Below are 17,344 nucleotides of genomic sequence, written 5' to 3'. Positions count from 1 at the left end.
TGGTGCGGGGTGGGTGGTGCNGGGTCGGGTCGCCTACGCCGTGGTGTCGGGCGCCTCGTCCTGGTCGGCCGCCTCGACGAGCTCGTAGACGTGGGCCGAGCGCGGGGCGAGCGTGAGGGTGGTGCCCGCGGCGACGACCTCGTGGGTCTCGAGGTCGCACACGGCCGCGGGGGTGGTGACCGTGGCCTCGTGGGCCGACCAGTTCGACACGAACGCGAGCCCGGGGGCGTCGGTCCGTGAACCGGTGGTGACGGTGACCGTCTCGGTCGCCGCCCAGTCGCCGGTCGCCGTGGCCGGCACGAGCCAGCGCGCGATCGAGCGCGACAGCTCGGGGTTCGGCACCGTCGCGACGTAGCTGACGCGGCCGGCTCCGGAGGCGCGGGTCGTCAACAGCGCGTCGGCCCCGATCTCGGTCGGTGCGGCCCGCAGCACGACCGTGGCGTCGTCGACCTGCAGGACGTCGGCCCAGCGGGTGCCGGCCGAGCCGGGCTCGAGGACGAAGGGGGCCTCGGCGGCCTGGGTGGGGGTGCTGGTGCCGGGACCGTCGGTGGTCTCGGGGACCGCGCCCGCGCCTCCTGGGGTCGGGGCGTCGGCGACGGTGCCCGCGCCTCCTGCGGTCGGGGCGTAGGCGCCCTCGACGTGGACGGCGAGGGGTTCGTCGAGGTTCGTGTACTCCTCGTACCAGACGCCGGCAGGGCCCGAGAGGCGGGCGGGCGCGGGGTCGCGGCGGGCCCGGGCGAGCTCGTCGCCGTAGGCCGTGCGGATGCCGACCACGAGGTGCCCGCCGGCCTCGGCGTAGGCGGTGAGCGCGGCGAGGGCGGCGTCGTCCACGACGTACAGGGCGGGCACGACGAGCACCGGGTACCGCGCGGCCAGCTCGGCCGGGTCGGCGGCGACGAACTGCGCCACGTGCTGGATGCGCACCTGGGCGCCCACCTCGGCGAGCCCGCGGTAGTGCGCGTCGAAGAGGTGCAGGTACGACTCGGGGTCGGGGGTGCCGTCGGCCCGCGCCAGCGGCGGGTACGTCTCGAACGACCACTTGGTGTCGGTCGACCAGAGCATCAGCACGTCGGCGTCGGGCTCGAGCCCGTCGATCGCCCCGCCGACGGCCTTGAGCGTGGCCCCGAGCGCGGCGACCTCGCGGTAGATGCGGCCGGGACGCTGGCTGTGCGGCAGCACGCCGCCCCAGTAGGTCTCGACGCCGAAGTGCAGCGTGTGCCAGTGCCAGTACTCGACCATGCGGGCGCCGCGGGCGACGAGCGCCAGCGCGGCCTGCTTGATCTGACCGTCGAACGGCGGGTGGTTCTGCCAGGGGCCGCCGATCGACTGCGCGTTGGTCTCGGTGACGAGGAACGGCGCCTGCGCCGACGAGAAGGCCCGGTCGCCCCACTGCTGCAGAGCCCAGACGCCCGTGTGCCACCAGCCGGCCTCGCGGGGGACGTCGACGCCGACGGTCAGGCCGTCCTGCATCTTGTAGTACGGGTTGCCGGCGGTGACGTCGAGGCTCTCGACCAGGCGGTCGTCGGCGACCTGCGGCCGGGAGTACGAGATGCAGGTGGTCACGAACTGGTCGTCACGGGCGTACTCGCGGACGACCGCGGCCTGCCAGGCGATCAGCTCGTCGGCCAGCTCGCCCTGGAACCGACGCCACTCGAGGTCGTACTGCGGCTGCACGTTGCCGTCGGGGCGCCAGAGCTGCGACCACTCGGTCAGGCGGTGGGACCAGTAGACCAGGCCCCACTCCTCGTTCAGGCGCTCGACCGTGCCGTACTTGCGTTGCAGCCAGGCCACGAAGCGGTCGAACACCTGGTCGTTGCGCGGGCGCTCGTTGCCGGGCTCGTTGTCGACCTGCCAGCCGATCACGGCCGGGTGCTGCGCGTAGCGCTCGACGACCTTCCGCACGACGCGCTCGGCGTAGAAGCGGTAGGCGGGGTGGCTCTGGTCCATCTCCTGCCGGGCGCCCCAGCCGGCACGGACGCCGGTCGTGCGCTCGGCCGCGATCTCGGGGTGACGCACCTGCAGCCATGGCGGCACGGCGTAGGTGGGCGTGCCGAGCACGACGTCGATGCCGCGGGCGTGGGCCCCGTCGAGCACGGGCTGCAGCCAGTCGAGGTCGAACTCGCCTTCGCGCGGCTCCCACGTCGACCAGACCGACTCGCCCACCCGGATCACCGTGAAGCCCGCCTCGACCATCAGGTCGAGGTCGCGGTCGAGGGTGCCGGCCTGCTGGTACTCGGCGTAGTAGGCGGCTCCGAAGAGCACCCCGGAGTGGCGTGGAGCAGAAGTCATCGTTGACCCGTTCGTGTGTGTCGGCTGCGGTGGCGACGGTCGATGTCGACGGGAGGCCGGGGTGGTTCCGGCATGGTGCTGGGGGTGGTGCCGGGGTCGTGCCGGGGGGTGGTGCCGGGGTCGTGCCGACCATGGCATTCGCTGTGGCGTCCCTGGATGTTGTCGATAACATCGGTGTCTGCGGAGAACGTAACCCACGCCCCGCCACCCGCGCAAGACCCACTTTCGACGGCGGCCCGCGCGCCCCCTCTGTGGGACGTGGAGGCGCGGGTCCTGTGGTGCGGACCCCGCGGTCCGGCGTGGAACGCGCGCCTAGGCAGGGGTTCTGCGCCGGACGAGGGGGTGCGCCGGACGTGCTGGCAGGAGGGCGCAGGTCGTGTGGTGCGGACCCCGCGGTCCGGCGTGGAACACGCGCCTAGGCAAGGGTTTCTCGCCGAATGAAGGGGTGCGCCGGGCGTGCCGGGCGGGAGCCGCAGTTTGTGTCGTGTGGACCCCGCGCTCCGGCGTGGAACGCGCGCCTAGGCAGGGGTTTCGCGCCGGACGCGGGGGTGAGCGGCGGCGGACGGGGCCCGAGAGGCGCGGGTCGGCCGGCGCCCCATGCCTCAGCCGCGCGCGGGAGCCGTCGAGGCCCGGGCGACGAGCGTCGGCACCGGCAGGCGGGCGGCCGTGTCGGGGCTGCGCCCCTCGATGCGGGCGATCAGCGACGTGACGACGTGGGCGCCCTCGAAGCCGAAGTCGAGGGCCACCGTCGAGAGCGAGGGAACCATGAACCGCGCCTCCGGGGCGTCGTCGTTGCCGACCACGCTGACCTCGTGCGGCACCGAGACGCCTTCGGCGGCGAGGGCGGCGAGCAGCCCCATGGCCATCGCGTCGTTGGCGACGGCGACGGCCGTGAAGTCGTCGGTCCGGGTGGCGAGGCGCAGCCCGATGTCGTAGCCGGCCGCCGCGGACCAGTCGCCGACGTCGGTGACCGTCACCGCGCCTCCTGACGCGGCGATCACCTGACGGAACCCGTCGGCGCGCTCGCGGGCGGCCAACCACTGCTCGGGCCCGGCCACGTAGGCGACCCGGCGGTGGCCGAGCGAGACGAGGTGTTCGGCCGCGACCCGGCCGGCGTGTTCGTTGATCGACTCGGTCGTGCCCTCGAGGATCAAGCCGAAGTCGCGCGCGACGGGCACGGTGATCGCCCGCCGTTCGAGGGCCGACCGGGCCACCGCGGTCTGCGCCGTGACGACGATGCCGGCGATCTGTTGACCGAGCATCAGGTCGAGGGCGTCGTCGACCGAGCGTTGGTCGCCGCCGTCCATCGACACGATGTCGGTCACGTAGCCGAGCGATCGGGCGGCCTCGGTCGCCCCGGCGATCGTGCGGGCCGGGCCCGACTGGTGCATGTTGTCGGCGAGCAGCCCGATGCGGTTCGTGCGCTGCAGCCGGAGGTACCGGGCGGCCGAGTTCGGGCGGTACTCGAGCTCGGCGAGGGCCTGCTCGACCTTCTCGCGCGTGGCGGGGCGGATGCCCTCGAACCCGCGCAAGAACCGGCTGACGGTCTGGTGCGAGACGCCCGCGCGCTTCGCCACGTCGTAGATCGTGGCGTCCTTCATGCCCCGAGGGTAGCGGTGACGCGCGCCACCGTGGGGTGCCCGGCGCCAGGGAGGCGCGGGCAGCGTGGGCGAGGAGGCGCGGGTGCGGTGGGCGCGGCGGCGCAGTCGCGGTGGGTGAGGAGGCGCGGGCGCGGTGGGTGAGGAGGCGCGGCCGCGGTCGTCAGCGCCGGCGCTTGTCGGGGCGCACCACGAGCCATAGCACGGCGCCGACCGCGATGCCGCCGGCCATGCCGAACCCGATCGCGAGCCCGACGGACCACCCGAGCACGAGCGCGAGGACGACCCCGGCGAGCAGCCCGAGCACGAGGCCGGAGAGGACGTAGGCGGGCAGTCCGCGATCAGGAGGCGTCGACATGCCCTGGACGGTATGCGTCCCGCCGTCCGGCCGACCTGTGAGCTGACTGACCGGTGACCGCAGATCTGCTTCGTGAAGGGTCCACACGGAGCCCCCGGCGGACGCTCGGCTGATGCCCGGCACCCTCACGGCCGGTTCATCGATAGCGTCGGGGCATGGACGTCGACACCCTCGTGAACATCGGCCTCGTCGTGGTCTTCGTGCTGATCGGCGGGGTGTTCGCGGGCACCGAGATGGCGATCGTCACCCTGCGCGAGAGCCAGGTGCGGGCCATCGAGACCCAGGGCGAGCGCGGGCGCCGGACGGCCGCACTCGTCCGCAACCCCAACACGTTCTTGTCGGCGGTGCAGATCGGCGTGACGCTGGCGGGCTTCTTCTCCTCGGCCTACGGCGCCTCGACCATCGCGCCCGACCTGGTGCCCGGGCTCGAGTCGCTCGGCCTGTCGCCGGGTGCCGCCTCGACGGTGTCGGTCATCGGGATGACCGTCGTCATCGCCTACCTGTCGCTGGTGTTCGGCGAGCTCGTGCCCAAGCGCATCGCGATGCAGAAGTCGGTCGCCTTCACCAAGGTGCTCGCGCCTCCGCTGAACGGGCTCGCGACGCTGATGCGTCCGCTCATCTGGCTCTTGTCGGTGTCGACCAACGGCGTCGTCCGCCTGCTCGGGCTCGACCCGAAGGAGCGCGGTGACGAGGTCTCGGCCGACGAGGTGCGCGACCTCATCTCGAGCAACCGTGACATCCACGAGCAGAGCCGGACCATCTTGACCGACGTGTTCCGGGCCGACGACCGCCGGGTGGCCGAGGCGATGCGGCCACGCCACGACGTGGCGTTCCTGACCGGGGCGACCCGCGCCTCCGAGGGGTACCACGAGGTGCTCGACCTGCCCCACTCGCGCTACCCCGTCACGGGTCGCGACGTCGACGACGTGCTCGGCTTCGTGCACGTGCGCGACCTCATGGCCGCGGTGCCGGCCGCGCGCCGCGAGAGCGTGGCCGACGAGCCGGCCATCGCCGACATCGTGCGTCCGATCCTCGCGCTGCCCGGCACGACGAAGGTGCTGGCGGCCCTCACGACGATGCGTCAGGACGGCCACCAGATCGCCGTCGTCATCGACGAGTACGGCGGCACCGACGGCATCATCACCCTCGAAGACCTGCTCGAAGAGCTCGTCGGCGAGATCTACGACGAGTACGACGCGGGCGCCGCGACCGAGGTCGGCTTCGAGCCGGGCGGCACGCGCGACGTCGAGGGCGGCCTGATCGTCGAGGGGCTCGACGAGATGCTCGGGCTGACCCTGCCCGACGGGCGCTACGAGACGGTCGGCGGGTACATCCTCGACCGGCTGGGAAGGCTCGCGGTGGTCGGCGACTCCGTGTCGGTCGACGAGCACACGCTCGAGGTCGTCGAGACCGACGGCTACCGCATCGCGACGGTCCGGGTCACGCCGCCTCCGTCGCACCCCGAGGCCGCGGCCCAGGGTGGGCCGGACGAGCCGGGCGGCGGCCCGGCGGCCTGAGCGGCCGGCCGGGCTCGGACGACGGCCGGGCGGGCTGGTCGGACGGCGGCCGGGTGACCTAGGCGGCCGACTGGCCGACGCGTTCGACCTCGCGGGCGATGCCGACGAGGACGCGACGCATGTACGGCGCCCAGGCGAACCGCACGATGCCGCGGACGATCAGACCACGCCCCGGGCGGGCGAAGAACGAGTAGGTCCAGTCGACGCGGGTGCGTCCGTTCGGCGTCGACGAGTAGCTCCAGTCGGCACGCCCGCCCGTCACGAGGCGACCGAGCAGGCCGGTGAAGCGGCTCAGCTCGTAGACGAAGACCCCGTCGGGCTCGACGCGCACGAGGCTCTCGACGACGCTGCTGCCGTCCGACAGCTCGAGCCGCCGGGTCCGACCGACGGCGTCCCACGGCCCGGTCTGGTCGTGCACGGCCACGACGGCCGGGATCACGCCCGCCCTCGGGTAGAACCCGACGGGGGTCAACGGCGTCGCGACGCGCCACGTGTCGTCGAGCGCGGCGGCGACGACGCGGGCGGTGCTCGCACTCGCGGTGACGGTCATGCCGAGGTGTTCGGAACCGAGGGCGCGAACGACGGGACGTCTCGTCCCCAGGTCGCCCGCGCCTCGTCGACGTCCACCGAGGAGGCGCGGGTCGACACGGCGAGGCCGCGGACGGGGCAGACTGGCCGCGTGAAGACGACGACGTTACCCACCACCGACCGCCCGGCCTCGACCATCGTCCTCGGGCTGATGCGCATCTCGGGCATGACCGACGACGCGATCCGAGAACTCGTGGCCGAGGCCCGAGACCTCGACATCGACTTCTTCGACCACGCCGACGTGTACGGCGACCACCCGCACCACTGTGAGCAGCGCTTCGGTGACGCCGTGTCGATGAGCTCGTCCGAGCGCGACGCCGTGCAGCTGCAGAGCAAGGTCGGCATCCGCGACGGCTTCTGGGACTTCTCGACCGAGCACATCCTCGAGTCGGTCGACGCCTCGCTCGCCGCACTGCGCACCGACCGCCTCGACGTGCTGCTGCTGCACCGCCCCGACGCCCTCGTCGTGCCCGACGAGGCCGCCGCCGCCTTCGACCAGCTGCACACCAGCGGCAAGGTGCGCCACTTCGGCGTCTCGAACCACACCCCGGCCCAGGTCGAACTGCTGAAGCGCAGCGTCGAGCAGCCGCTGATCGTCAACCAGGTGCAGCTCAGCATCACCCACGCGCCGCTGATCGCCGCGGGGGTCGCCGCCAACATGGCCGGGCTCGACCAGTCGGTCGACCGCGACAACGGCATCCTCGACTACAGCCGTCTGAACGACATGACGCTGCAGGCCTGGTCGCCGTTCCAGAAGGGGTTCTTCGACGGCGTGTTCCTCGGCGACCGCCAGGGCTACGCCGAACTCAACGACGTGATCGACGAGCTGGCCGCGAAGTACGACGTGCCGCCGTCGGCGATCCCGGTGGCCTGGATCACCCGGCACCCGGCCGAGATGCAGGTCGTGCTCGGCACCACGAGCGTCGCGCACCTCCGCGACAGCGCCGCGGGCTCGGACGTGCCGCTCACCCGGCCCGAGTGGTACCGGCTCTTCACAGCCGCCGGTCACACGCTGCCGTAGCGGGCCGGGGGCCGCACGCGGCACGCCGCCGTCTGGCACTCCGCGCGCGCCGCAGCCCGCCACCCCGCATCCCGGCATCGCGCCGCGACGAAAACAACCCGCCATCCTTTTGCGTGGCGTGTTGTTTACGTCGTGGCGGGGTGGCAGGCCGGCAGGCCGGCAGGAGGCGCGTGGTCGCGGCAGGTCATGCAGCGACCGCCGTCGGGGGAATGTCCTAGGGTCGACACGGCGTTGGGACGCACAGATCGGTGCAGCGCCGACGCGACCCCCGCGCCCCGCCCGCACCCCGAAGGGACCATCGTGACCCAGCCCAAGATGAACGTCGAGTCGTTCAACCTCGACCACCGCACCGTGGCCGCGCCCTACGTGCGCGTCGCCGACCAGAAGACGCTGCCGCACGGCGACGTCATCACCAAGTTCGACGTCCGGTTCGCGCAGCCGAACGAGGGCCACCTCGACATGAAGTCGGTCCACTCGCTCGAGCACCTCTTCGCCGAGCACTCGCGCAACCGCTCCGGTGACGTGATCGACTTCTCGCCGATGGGCTGCCAGACCGGCTTCTACCTGATCCTCCAGGGCGACCCCGCGATGGACGACGTCCTGTCGCTCATCGAGGGCACCCTCACCGACATCACCACCGCCACCGAGGTCCCCGCGGCCAACGAGGTCCAGTGCGGCTGGGGTGCCAACCACTCGCTCGAGGGTGCCCAAGAGGTCGCGCGCGACTTCCTCGCGGCCCGCGACGAGTGGTCGACCGTCACCCGATGACCGGGACGCACGCCGCGCCTCCTGCCGACGGGGTCGCGGCGCTCGCCGTGCCGTCGATCATCGTCGTCGTGGCGATGGCCGACGAGGCCGAGCCCTTCGTCTCGCGTGCCTCGCGGGTCGACGAGCCGGTCGCGGTCGGCGGGTCGTTGCAGCGCGTGCTCGAGATCGACGGGGTCGAGCTGCTGCTCGTGCAGAGCGGCATCGGCTTCGTCAACGCGGCCGGGGCGGCGACGTCCGCCATCGTGCGGTCGGGGTCGCTCGAGGGCGTCGTGCCGACCGTGATCAGCGCGGGCACCGCAGCGGGCATGGGCGCCGGCATCGAGATCGGCGACGTCGTCGCGGGGTCCGAGTACCTCAACCTCGACGCGGACGCGCGCGTCTTCGGCTACCGGCTCGGGCAGGTGCCCGGCATGCCGGCCAGCTTCCACGCCGACCACGGACTGATGGAGGCGGCGGTCGCCTACGACACGTCGGTCTCGTCCCCCGCGGAAGGATCGGTCGAGTCGACTGGCTCTGGTTCGGGCTCTGGCTCAGGCGATGCCGCGGGCTCGGGCTCGGCCTCGGCCTCGGACTCGGACTCGGACTCGGACTCGGACTCGGCCGAGCCTGCCGCAGCGCGCGGCGGTTGGGCCGTGCGCCCGGGGCTGATCGCCTCGAGCGACGCGTTCATGACGGCCGAGCGCGTGATCGGCGTGCGCAGCGCCTTCGCCGACGTGGTCGACGTCGACGCCGTCGACATGGAGTCGATGGCCATCGCCCAGACCTGCCACGTCCACCACGTGCCGTTCGTCTCGGTGCGCGGCATCAGCGACCTCGCGGGGCCGGACGCCCACGACGTGCACGACGAGAACCTCGCCCTCACGGCGGGCCGGTCGGCGGACGTCACGATGCACCTCGTCCGCGCGATCGCCGCGGGCTGAGTCCGGACGCCGGCTGAGCCCGGCCGTCCCGCCCGCTCGCACCGTGCCTCCTGCGCCTCGAACCCCGTTAACGAAGAAGAACCCCGACAAAACGGGGTTCTTCTTCGCGAACGGGGTTCGTCGGCGCGATCCCGCGAGACGACACGAGCCTGAAACACGCGTGCCGCCCCGTCGAAACGCGCGTTTCGTACGCTGACCGCGACAACCCGACATCCCCACGATCAGGAGTTCCGATGTCACAGCCCACGCCCACCGGCGCCGCACCCGTCGAGACGACGCACCCCGTCGACCGCGTCCCGCCGCTGCGGAGGCTCTTCCCGCTCGGCCTGCAGCACGTGCTCGCGATGTACGCCGGGGCGGTCGCCGTCCCGCTGATCGTGGGCGGCGCGCTGGTCGGCATGGGCCAGCTCGAGCCGGGTGACATCGCGTACCTGATCAGCGCCGACCTGTTCGTGGCAGGCATCGCGACCATCGTGCAGTCGGTCGGCTTCTGGCGGTTCGGCGTGCGGCTGCCGCTGATGCAGGGGTGCACCTTCGCGGCGGTCGGGCCGATGATCGTGATCGGCGGCGAGTACGGCATCACCGCGATCTACGGGTCGGTCATCGCGAGCGGGGTGTTCATGATGCTGCTCGCACCGTTCTTCTCGAAGCTCGTACGGTTCTTCCCGCCGATCGTGACCGGCACCGTGATCCTGATCATCGGCGTCTCGCTGATGGACGTCGCCGCGGGCTGGGTCGGAGGAGGCGCGGGTTCCGACGACTTCGGACGCCCGCTCGACGTCGCCTTCGCCGCCGGCACCCTGCTGCTGATCGTCCTGATCGAGCGGTTCGCGCCTCCTGGCCTCCGTCGCCTGTCGATCCTGCTGGGGCTCGTGGTCGGCACCCTGGTGGCCTGGCCCTTCGGGCTGACCGACTGGAGCGGCGTGGCCGAGAGCAGCTGGTTCGGCCTCGCCCTGCCGTTCCACTTCGGGCTGCCGACGTTCCCCGTGAGCGCGATCGTGTCGATGTGCATCGTCGGCCTCGTGATCATGACCGAGACCACCGGAGACATCATCGCCGTGGGCGAGATCGTCGACCGACCGGTGACGCCGCGCCGCCTCGCCGACGGCCTGCGCGCCGACGGCCTGTCGACCGTCATCGGTGGCGTGTTCAACACGTTCCCGTACACGGCCTTCGCGCAGAACGTCGGGCTGGTCAGCATCACCGGCGTGAAGTCCCGGTACGTCGCGACGCTGGCCGGAGGCATCCTCGTGGTGCTCGGGCTGGTGCCGGCGCTCGGCGCGGTGGTCGAGGGCGTGCCGGTCGCCGTGCTCGGCGGGGCCGGCGTGGCGCTGTTCGGCATGGTGGCCGCGAGTGGCATCCGGACGCTGTCGAAGGTGCGGTTCACGAACTCGAACATCTTGATCGTGGCGATCGCCCTGGGCGTGAGCCTGCTGCCGACCGTCAGCCCCGAGATCTACGCGCAGTTCCCGACCTGGTTCACCATCGTGTTCGACTCGGGCATCAGCGCCGGGGCGATCGTCGCCGTGCTGCTCAACCTGCTGCTCAACTCGCCCCGGGTGCAGGCGCGGGACGGCGGGGCCGACCGCGACGTGTCGGCGCACGACGCCGTCCGCGGGCCGGCCGCACCGGCTGCGCACGAGGGCTGACGCGCCGAGCCCCGAGCGGCACGTCGCACCGTCGTCTGAGCGTCGCACCGCCACATTCGGCGGTGCGACGTTCATCTGACGGTGCGACGTCGATCCGGTACGTGACGGATCACGCCTCGAGCGAAGGAGGCGCGGCGCGAGGCCCCGACACCGGTGCCGTTCCCGGCGGCAGCGGCGGCCGTGCCGACCCGATCGTGCCGTCGGGTCCGAGCTCGCCGGCCCCGGCGACCCGACGGCCCAGCGCCCGCGGCCCAGTGCCCGACGGCCCAGCGCCCGCGGCACAGCCCCCACGGCCCAGTGCCCGACGGCCCTGACGACTCGCCGGTTCGACGTCTGCGGGTCAGCGCCCGCCGGCCAGGCGCCAGAGGCGGTCGCGTGACATCGGCAGCTCGTGCGGGCGCACCCCGAGCGCGTCGCGGATCGCGTTCGCGAGGGCCGGGGCGACCGGGTTGTAGGGCGCCTCGCTCATCGACTTGGCGCCGAGCGGCCCGAGGTCGTCGTGCGTGGTCGCGAAGTGCACCTCGGTCTGCGGCACGTCGCCGAACTTGGGCATCCGGTAGTTGCGGAACGCCGTCGTCAGCACGCGGCCCTCGTCGTCGAGCACCATCTCTTCGTAGAGCGCCGTGCCGATCGCCTGGGCCGTGCCGCCCTCGACCTGCCCGCGCAGCTGTTCGGGGTTCAGCACGACGCCGGCGTCCGCCGCCTGCACCGAGCGCAGCAGTCGCAACTCGCCGCTCGCGCGGTCGACCGCCACCTCGAAACCGTGCACGTTGAACGCCACCGAGCGCGGCGTGCCGTCGTGGGCGCCGTCGGCGGCGAGCGGACCGTCGGCCAGCAGCCGTTCGGCGGACACGAGCACGGTGGCGTCGGCGCCCGGGCCCACCCGCACCACGACGCCGCCGGCGACCACCTCGGGGGCGGTGCCGGTCTCGACGGCGTGACCCGCGCCTCCTGCGATCGCCAGGGCACGGTCGACCATCGCGGCCCGCAGCTTGTGCGACGCGGCGAGCAGGGCCTTGCCCGCGACGACGACGCCGGCCGAGCCGTAGGCGCCCGTGTCGTAGCGGGCGACGTCGGTGTCGGACTGCCGGACGACGACCCTGTCGGGCGTCGTGCCGAGCGCCGAGGCGACGAGTTGGGTGTGCACCGTCGTCGTGCCGTTGCCGAACTCGGCGGTGCCCACGCCGATGTCGTAGCGGCCGTCGGGCAAGAGCTCGATCGAGGTGTCGGCGAAGTGCCCGCGCGGGGGGATCGTCGCGATCATGGCCAGGGCCATGCCGCGTCCGGTCGACCAGGTCGGGCCGACGGGGGCAGGAGGCGCACCCACGGGGGCAGGGGACCCCAGCGCCTGCTCGACCAGGTCGAGGCACTGGTCGAGCCCGTAGCTGCCGATCAGCAGATCGCTCTCTTCGTCGGGGTCGGTGACCACCATCGGGTCGCCCGGGACGATCACGTTGCGACGGCGCAGCTCGAACGGGTCGATGCCGAGCTCGCGGGCGAGTTCGTCCATCGCGGACTCGACGGCGAACACGACCTGGCCGAGCCCGTAGCCGCGGAACGCCCCCGAGGGCAGGTTGTTCGTGTACACCGACTCGGCGTCGACGCGTTTGTTGGGGCAGCGGTAGACGCTGGTCGACTCGTGGACCGAGTGGTACATGACGCCGACGCCGTGGTTGCCGTAGGCGCCGGTGTCCATCAGCTGGTCGACGTGCAGGGCGGTCAGCACGCCGTCGCTCGTCGCCCCGACCCGGACGCGCACCCGCATCGGGTGGCGGGTCGGCGCGATCGTGAACTCGTCCTCGCGGGTGAACTCGTACTGGACGGGCTGCCCGGTGCGCAGGACGGCGAGGGCGACCAGGTCTTCGGTGATGAGCTCTTGCTTGCCGCCGAAGCCGCCCCCGACGCGGGCGGCGAACACGCGCACCTGCTCGGGCGGCAGGTCGAAGACGTGCGCCAGCTCGTCGCGCACGAGGAACGGCACCTGGCTCGCCGTACGGATCACGAGGCGACCGTCGTCGTCGAGCCAGCCCCGTGAGGCGTGCGTCTCGAGGGCTCCGTGCGAGACGCGCTGCGTGCGCCAGGTGCCCTCGACGACGGCGTCCGCGGCGGCCAGGCCGGCCTCGACGTCACCCGTCTCGTCGTGCATGGCGGCGACGGTGTTGCGCTCGGGGTAGGCGATGCGCGACACCTCGGTGGTCTTCTCGCCGTGCAGCAGCGGGGCCCCGGGCGAGCGAGCGGTCTCGGGGTCGAACACCGCGGGCAGCGGCTCGTAGTCGACCACGACGGCCGCCAGGGCCTTCGTCGCGGTGCGGACGTCGTCGGCGACGACGGCGGCGACCCGCTGGCCGCGGAACCTCAGCACGGGGTCGAGCACGAGGCCGTCGTCGGGGTCGTCCTCGCGGTCCTCGTGCCGCCCGGTCGAGAACAGCGTCGCGGGGGAGTCGCGGTGCGTCAGCACCAGGTGCACGCCGGGCATCGCCTCGGCGGCGGTCGTGTCGATCGACGTGATGCGCGCGTGGGCGTGCGGGCTGCCCAGCACGGCCAGGTGCAGCAGCTTCGTCGTGCTGCGGAAGTCGAGCGTGTACGGCTCGGAGCCCGACACCACGCGCATCGCCGCCGGGGCCGCCACCGACCGACCGGCCGCCTCACCGTCGGCCGGTGCCACGGTGTTCTGCACGCCGCAGATCGCGTCGCCGATCGCCCGGTACCCCGTGCACCGGCAGAGGTTGCCCTTCAGGAGGCGCGGGAGGTCGTCGCGGTCGGCCTCGGTGAACGTCGAGGCCGTCACCACCATGCCCGCCGTGCAGAAGCCGCACTGGAACCCGGCCGCATCGGCGAACGCCTGCTGCACGCGGTGCGGGTGGTCGGGTGTACCGAGCCCGGCCGCCGTCGTCACGGCACGGCCCTCGAGGCGGTGCGCCGGGTAGATGCACGAGTGCACCGGCTCGCCGTCGACCAGCACCGAGCAGGCGCCGCAGTCGCCCGCGTCGCACCCCTTCTTGACCGAGTGCACGCCGTGCTCCCGCAGCAGCGTGCGCAACACCTGCCCCGGGGCGACGTCGGTCTCGAGGGGGAGGCCGTCGACCTCGAACGTGACGTGCCTCTGGCTCATCGCGCGCCTCCTGGGGTCGTGCCGGTGCGGGGCGTCGGCCTCGCCCGGGCGGTGGCGCTGCGGGGATCGTGGGTCGGCTCACGCGGAGGTCGCACTCCGCTGCCGCCGGTGCCGATGCGACCGGTGCCGGCGGTGGCGGGGCGGCCGAGCTCGACGCGCAGTTCGTCGGCGAAGCGGGTGCTCATCGCGCGGCGCCAGTCGGGGTCGCCGTGCGGGTCGGAGTACCAGCAGTCGACCCCGGCCATCGCGTCGGCGAGCGACCGTTCGCCGGGCACCTCGTCGAAGCGCAGCTGGACGGGACGGGTCGTGCCGGCCGTCACCGTCACGACGAACTCGCCGTCGAGGCCGAGTCGCGCCGTGACCAGGGTGCCCGAACGACCCAGCGGGCTCAGCGAGATGCGCCGGAACCCGGTCCGTGACCGCAACGAGTCGATCGGCACCTCGAGCGACCGCAGCACCTCACCCGGCTCGAGGGCGTTCTGCACCACCCCGGTGACGAAGGTCGAGACGGGCACGCGGCGCTCGCCGCCGTCGGTGGTCCAGACGACGGCGGTGGCGTCGAGTGTGGCCATCAACGACGTCATCGCACCGGCCGGCAATCCGAGGGCGACGTTGCCGCCGACCGTGGCGACGTTCCAGATCTTGAACGAGGCGAGCAGCGAGTCGACGCACTGATCGATCAGGGGGTGGCCTGCCCAGTCGTCGTCCGAGGGCAGGCGCAGCAACTCGGCGATGGTGCAGGTCGCGGCCACGGTGACGACGTCGGTGGCCCGTTCGATCGGAGCCCAGCCGAGCGAGGTCAGGTCGACGAGGCCGGTCAGCCCGGGTTGCCGCTCGGAGAACAGCCAGGTGCCGCCGCCCAAGGGGCGCTCGCCGGGTGCGAAGACGACCTCGTCGCGGTGCGACGGGGTGCGGATCTCGCGAACGGTGGTCAGGTCCATGGGAGCCCCCACTCTGCACGACCGGGGTTTCGAGCATGTGTCGGCTCGCTCGGCGTCGAACGACCGCCGCGCCCGCCACCCGCCACGAGGCGGACGGGCACCGCGTCACCCGGAGCCGAGGAGGCGCGGGTCGGTCGGCCGCGCCCCGCGCCCCGGAGCCACGTCGCTAGGGTGTGCGTCATGATCGACCTCGACCGAGCCGACCTGCGCTCGCACCTGCTGGCCGCCCTGAACGTCGAGCGGTGGGCCGACGACGTCGCCAAGCAGGCGCCGTTCGCCGACGCCGACGCCCTGATCACGGTCGCGGCTGCCGCCGCCACGCCGCTCAGCCCGGCGGAGATCGACGAGGCGATGTCGCACCACCCCCGCATCGGTGAGAAGCCGGTCGGCGAGGGGGCGGCGCAGCAGTTCAGTCGACACGAGCAGGCGTCGGCCGCCGACGCCGACGACGCGAACCTCGCGCAGCTGCTGGCCGAGGGCAACGCCGCGTACGAGGAGCGTTTCGACCGTGTGTTCTTGATTCGCGCCGCCGGTCGGAGCCGGGCCGAGATCGTCGGCGAGCTGCACCGGCGGCTGCGACTCGACGACGAGACCGAGTCGCGCATCGTCGGTGCCGAGTTGCGCGACATCGCGCTGTTGCGGTTGCAGTCGACCTTCGCCGAGCCCGCGGCCGACGGGGCCGCAGCGTCCGCGTCCGCCGAGCCTGACCGAGCCGAGCCCCACCCGGCCGAGGGCGACGCCGAGGCCCGCGCATGAGCCACGTGACGACTCACGTCCTCGACGTCGCACTGGGTCGCCCGGCGTCCGGCATCGCCGTCGCCCTCGTCGACGCGCGCGGCGACGAGCTCGCGACCGGGGTGACCAACGCCGACGGTCGGGTGCCCGATCTCGGCCCGGACGCCCTGTCGGCGGGTGACTACCGGCTCGTGTTCGAGACCGCCGCCTACTTCGCGGCGGCTCGGCGTGACACGTTCTACCCCCGCGTCACGATCGACTTCACCCTCGCCGACGAGTCGAGCCACTACCACGTGCCCGTGCTGCTGAGCCCGTTCGCCTACTCGACCTACCGCGGCAGCTGACCTCTCGACCCGCCCGTCGAGTTCGCGGGCGGGGTGACCCGGGGACATCGATCGCCTCAGTAGTCGGTGCGGTGGTCGTGGGTCGCCCACGCCTCGAACGGTGCCGGCGCGTTCGACGGGCGGACCTCGTCGACGGGGAGGTCCCAGGTCGACCGGTCGCGCGCGAACAGTTCGTAGAACTCGAGGTCGTCGAAGCCGCCGCGTGCGGCGTCGTGCCGGTCGGCCGCGTAGACGACCCGGTCGACCCGCGCCCAGAGCGAGGCCGAGAGGCACAGCGGGCACGGTTCGCACGAGGTGTAGAGGGTGGTGCCGGCCAGGGAGAAGTCGCCGACGGCCTGGCAGGCCGCCCGGATGGCCGTGACCTCGGCGTGGGCGGTGGGGTCGAGGTTCGCCGTGACCCGGTTCTGCCCCTCGGCCACCAGTTCGTCGCCGCGGACGACGACGGCCCCGAACGGCCCGCCCCCGTTCGCGACGTTCTCGACGGCCAGCTCGATGGTGCGGGCCAGCCAGCGGGCGTCGTCGGCGTCGGTCACGGTGTCTCCTCGGGGTGCTGCGGGCGTGGGTTCGGTCGCGTCGACGAGGCTCATGCGAGACCTGCCGAGACGCGCCAGGCGTCGTGGGCCGGTGGGGCGTCGTCGCGCAGCACCGTCGCCTCGATCAGCCCGTAGGGCCGGTCGGCCGCCCAGAAGACCTCGCCGGGGTTCTCGAGGCCGAACGGGGACAGGTCGTAGGCGAAGTGGTGCTTGTTCGGTGCCTTGAGCCGCACCTCGACGATCGAGGGGATCGCCTCGAGGACGGCGGTGCCCATGTGCCAGAGGGTCTGCTGCAGGGCGAGCGACTGCAGGGTGGCGAACTCGCGGACCATCAGGCGCTTGACCTCGGCATAGGTGGCGTCCCAGTCGACGTCGGTCGTGCCGAACCGCCATTTCGCGTCGAGCGCCGTCGCCATGACGCGGTCGTGCGTCTCGGGCAGCGTCGTGAACTCGTCGGTCAGGAAGCCCGCGAACTCGGAGCCGGTCGACTTGAGCAGCACGAGGTCTTTGAGCCCGCCCACGACGTGCTCGCCGCTGTCGTCGACCGTCACGGCCGCGGTGCGCACCTCTTGACCCGACCGGAGCCAGGTGTGGTCGTGCTCGGTGCCGTCGACCACGGCCCGCTGCCAGTCGTACTGCTCGATCTCGATGCGGGCACCCGTCACCGGCTCGACGTCGTGCACGAAGTGCCGGGCCAACTCGAGCCCGAAGGCCTCGACGGCCTCGACCCCCTTCGACTTGGCGAACGCGAACGCGGTGTTCTTCTGGGTGTCGGTGGGCAGCACGGCGCTCTGGTCGCCGTGGAGGTACGCCGCGTCGAACGGACCACGCAGGGCGGTCGTGACGTTGACGTCGCGGATCTCGTGTCGTGGCCCGTCGCGGGAGAAGCGCACGAGTCGTGATTCCGCCTTGCCGTACTGGTTGTCGCCGAGGATGATCGCCATGCCGCGATGATCACACAACCGTGTGAA

15 protein-coding genes are annotated in these 17,344 nt (G+C 72.7%); 7 read left to right on the top strand and 8 right to left on the bottom strand.

What is annotated here, in order from left to right; all coding sequences use genetic code 11:
* Window positions 1-33 precede the first annotated feature (33 nt).
* The 3 genes from ASG05_RS09135 to ASG05_RS09125 all read right to left on the bottom strand — a co-directional run bounded on the left by ASG05_RS09135 (window position 34) and on the right by ASG05_RS09125 (window position 4,245).
* Window positions 34-2,289: an alpha-amylase family protein gene (locus tag ASG05_RS09135; RefSeq protein ID WP_056259970.1), complete on the bottom strand. Its 2,256-nt coding sequence runs from the start codon at window positions 2,287-2,289 to the stop codon at window positions 34-36.
* Window positions 2,290-2,891: 602 nt separating this feature from the next.
* On the bottom strand, window positions 2,892-3,890 hold the full coding sequence (locus ASG05_RS09130) for a LacI family DNA-binding transcriptional regulator (RefSeq protein WP_056259968.1): 999 nt from the start codon (window positions 3,888-3,890) through the stop codon (window positions 2,892-2,894).
* Between the two features lie 160 nt (window positions 3,891-4,050).
* Complete coding sequence (locus tag ASG05_RS09125; RefSeq protein WP_056259966.1) at window positions 4,051-4,245, bottom strand: hypothetical protein; 195 nt, start codon at window positions 4,243-4,245, stop codon at window positions 4,051-4,053.
* Window positions 4,246-4,400: 155 nt separating this feature from the next.
* On the opposite strand from ASG05_RS09125, the gene ASG05_RS09120 reads away from it, so the two are divergent.
* Complete coding sequence (locus tag ASG05_RS09120) at window positions 4,401-5,762, top strand: hemolysin family protein (RefSeq protein WP_056259964.1); 1,362 nt, start codon at window positions 4,401-4,403, stop codon at window positions 5,760-5,762.
* A 58-nt stretch (window positions 5,763-5,820) separates the two neighbouring features.
* Here ASG05_RS09120 and ASG05_RS09115 read toward each other — a convergent pair whose 3' ends face one another.
* On the bottom strand, window positions 5,821-6,312 hold the full coding sequence (locus tag ASG05_RS09115; protein ID WP_056259962.1) for an SRPBCC family protein: 492 nt from the start codon (window positions 6,310-6,312) through the stop codon (window positions 5,821-5,823).
* A 129-nt stretch (window positions 6,313-6,441) separates the two neighbouring features.
* Here ASG05_RS09115 and ASG05_RS09110 point away from each other — a divergent pair, with 129 nt between their 5' ends.
* The 4 genes from ASG05_RS09110 (at window position 6,442) to ASG05_RS09095 (ending at window position 10,708) form a co-directional block, all read left to right on the top strand.
* Window positions 6,442-7,371: an aldo/keto reductase family oxidoreductase gene (locus tag ASG05_RS09110; protein WP_056259959.1), complete on the top strand. Its 930-nt coding sequence runs from the start codon at window positions 6,442-6,444 to the stop codon at window positions 7,369-7,371.
* 315 nt (window positions 7,372-7,686) lie between these two features.
* Window positions 7,687-8,139 (top strand): S-ribosylhomocysteine lyase, encoded by a 453-nt coding sequence (locus tag ASG05_RS09105; protein WP_056259958.1) that lies wholly within the window; start codon window positions 7,687-7,689, stop codon window positions 8,137-8,139.
* Window positions 8,136-9,059, top strand: coding sequence for a 5'-methylthioadenosine/S-adenosylhomocysteine nucleosidase (locus tag ASG05_RS09100; RefSeq protein WP_056259957.1), 924 nt, complete (start codon window positions 8,136-8,138; stop codon window positions 9,057-9,059). The genes ASG05_RS09105 and ASG05_RS09100 overlap by 4 nt, the downstream gene beginning before the upstream one ends.
* A gap of 233 nt (window positions 9,060-9,292) precedes the next feature.
* Window positions 9,293-10,708 (top strand): nucleobase:cation symporter-2 family protein, encoded by a 1,416-nt coding sequence (locus ASG05_RS09095; RefSeq protein ID WP_082486582.1) that lies wholly within the window; start codon window positions 9,293-9,295, stop codon window positions 10,706-10,708.
* 340 nt (window positions 10,709-11,048) lie between these two features.
* Here the strand turns inward: ASG05_RS09095 and ASG05_RS09090 are convergent, their stop codons facing one another.
* Entirely contained in the window at window positions 11,049-13,820 is a 2,772-nt protein-coding gene (locus ASG05_RS09090) for a molybdopterin-dependent oxidoreductase (protein ID WP_056259956.1), read from the bottom strand.
* The gene (locus ASG05_RS09085; protein ID WP_082486581.1) at window positions 13,817-14,761 is read right to left on the bottom strand and encodes an FAD binding domain-containing protein; all 945 of its coding nucleotides are present in this window, start codon (window positions 14,759-14,761) and stop codon (window positions 13,817-13,819) included. Before ASG05_RS09085 ends, ASG05_RS09090 begins: the two co-directional genes overlap by 4 nt.
* Window positions 14,762-14,941: 180 nt before the next feature.
* Here ASG05_RS09085 and uraD point away from each other — a divergent pair, with 180 nt between their 5' ends.
* Window positions 14,942-15,517, top strand: coding sequence for a 2-oxo-4-hydroxy-4-carboxy-5-ureidoimidazoline decarboxylase (gene uraD, locus ASG05_RS09080; protein WP_082486580.1), 576 nt, complete (start codon window positions 14,942-14,944; stop codon window positions 15,515-15,517).
* A complete protein-coding gene (uraH, locus tag ASG05_RS09075) occupies window positions 15,514-15,840 on the top strand; it encodes a hydroxyisourate hydrolase (RefSeq protein ID WP_056259955.1) in 327 nt (108 codons plus the stop codon). Before uraD ends, uraH begins: the two co-directional genes overlap by 4 nt.
* A gap of 56 nt (window positions 15,841-15,896) precedes the next feature.
* Here the strand turns inward: uraH and ASG05_RS09070 are convergent, their stop codons facing one another.
* Window positions 15,897-16,373, bottom strand: a complete 477-nt coding sequence (locus ASG05_RS09070) for a nucleoside deaminase (protein WP_235491450.1) — start codon at window positions 16,371-16,373, stop codon at window positions 15,897-15,899.
* Window positions 16,374-16,423: 50 nt separating this feature from the next.
* On the bottom strand, window positions 16,424-17,317 hold the full coding sequence (pucL, locus tag ASG05_RS09065; RefSeq protein ID WP_056259951.1) for a factor-independent urate hydroxylase: 894 nt from the start codon (window positions 17,315-17,317) through the stop codon (window positions 16,424-16,426).
* Window positions 17,318-17,344 lie beyond the last annotated feature (27 nt).

This window comes from Frigoribacterium sp. Leaf186, from assembly GCF_001423905.1.
In the GTDB taxonomy this organism is placed as follows: Bacteria; Actinomycetota; Actinomycetes; order Actinomycetales; family Microbacteriaceae; genus Frigoribacterium.
The sequence above is the reverse complement of the archived record's forward strand: the minus strand, read 5'-3'. Positions and strand labels throughout refer to the sequence as shown.

Coding starts and splice junctions, on each gene's coding strand:
- ASG05_RS09135 (WP_056259970.1), bottom strand. CDS start 2,289: ATGACTTCTGCTCCACGCCACTCCGGGGTGCTCTTCGGAGCCGCCTAC.
- ASG05_RS09130 (WP_056259968.1), bottom strand. CDS start 3,890: ATGAAGGACGCCACGATCTACGACGTGGCGAAGCGCGCGGGCGTCTCG.
- ASG05_RS09125 (WP_056259966.1), bottom strand. CDS start 4,245: ATGTCGACGCCTCCTGATCGCGGACTGCCCGCCTACGTCCTCTCCGGC.
- ASG05_RS09120 (WP_056259964.1), top strand. CDS start 4,401: ATGGACGTCGACACCCTCGTGAACATCGGCCTCGTCGTGGTCTTCGTG.
- ASG05_RS09115 (WP_056259962.1), bottom strand. CDS start 6,312: ATGACCGTCACCGCGAGTGCGAGCACCGCCCGCGTCGTCGCCGCCGCG.
- ASG05_RS09105 (WP_056259958.1), top strand. CDS start 7,687: ATGAACGTCGAGTCGTTCAACCTCGACCACCGCACCGTGGCCGCGCCC.
- ASG05_RS09100 (WP_056259957.1), top strand. CDS start 8,136: ATGACCGGGACGCACGCCGCGCCTCCTGCCGACGGGGTCGCGGCGCTC.
- ASG05_RS09095 (WP_082486582.1), top strand. CDS start 9,293: ATGTCACAGCCCACGCCCACCGGCGCCGCACCCGTCGAGACGACGCAC.
- ASG05_RS09090 (WP_056259956.1), bottom strand. CDS start 13,820: ATGAGCCAGAGGCACGTCACGTTCGAGGTCGACGGCCTCCCCCTCGAG.
- ASG05_RS09085 (WP_082486581.1), bottom strand. CDS start 14,761: ATGGACCTGACCACCGTTCGCGAGATCCGCACCCCGTCGCACCGCGAC.
- uraD (WP_082486580.1), top strand. CDS start 14,942: ATGATCGACCTCGACCGAGCCGACCTGCGCTCGCACCTGCTGGCCGCC.
- uraH (WP_056259955.1), top strand. CDS start 15,514: ATGAGCCACGTGACGACTCACGTCCTCGACGTCGCACTGGGTCGCCCG.
- pucL (WP_056259951.1), bottom strand. CDS start 17,317: ATGGCGATCATCCTCGGCGACAACCAGTACGGCAAGGCGGAATCACGA.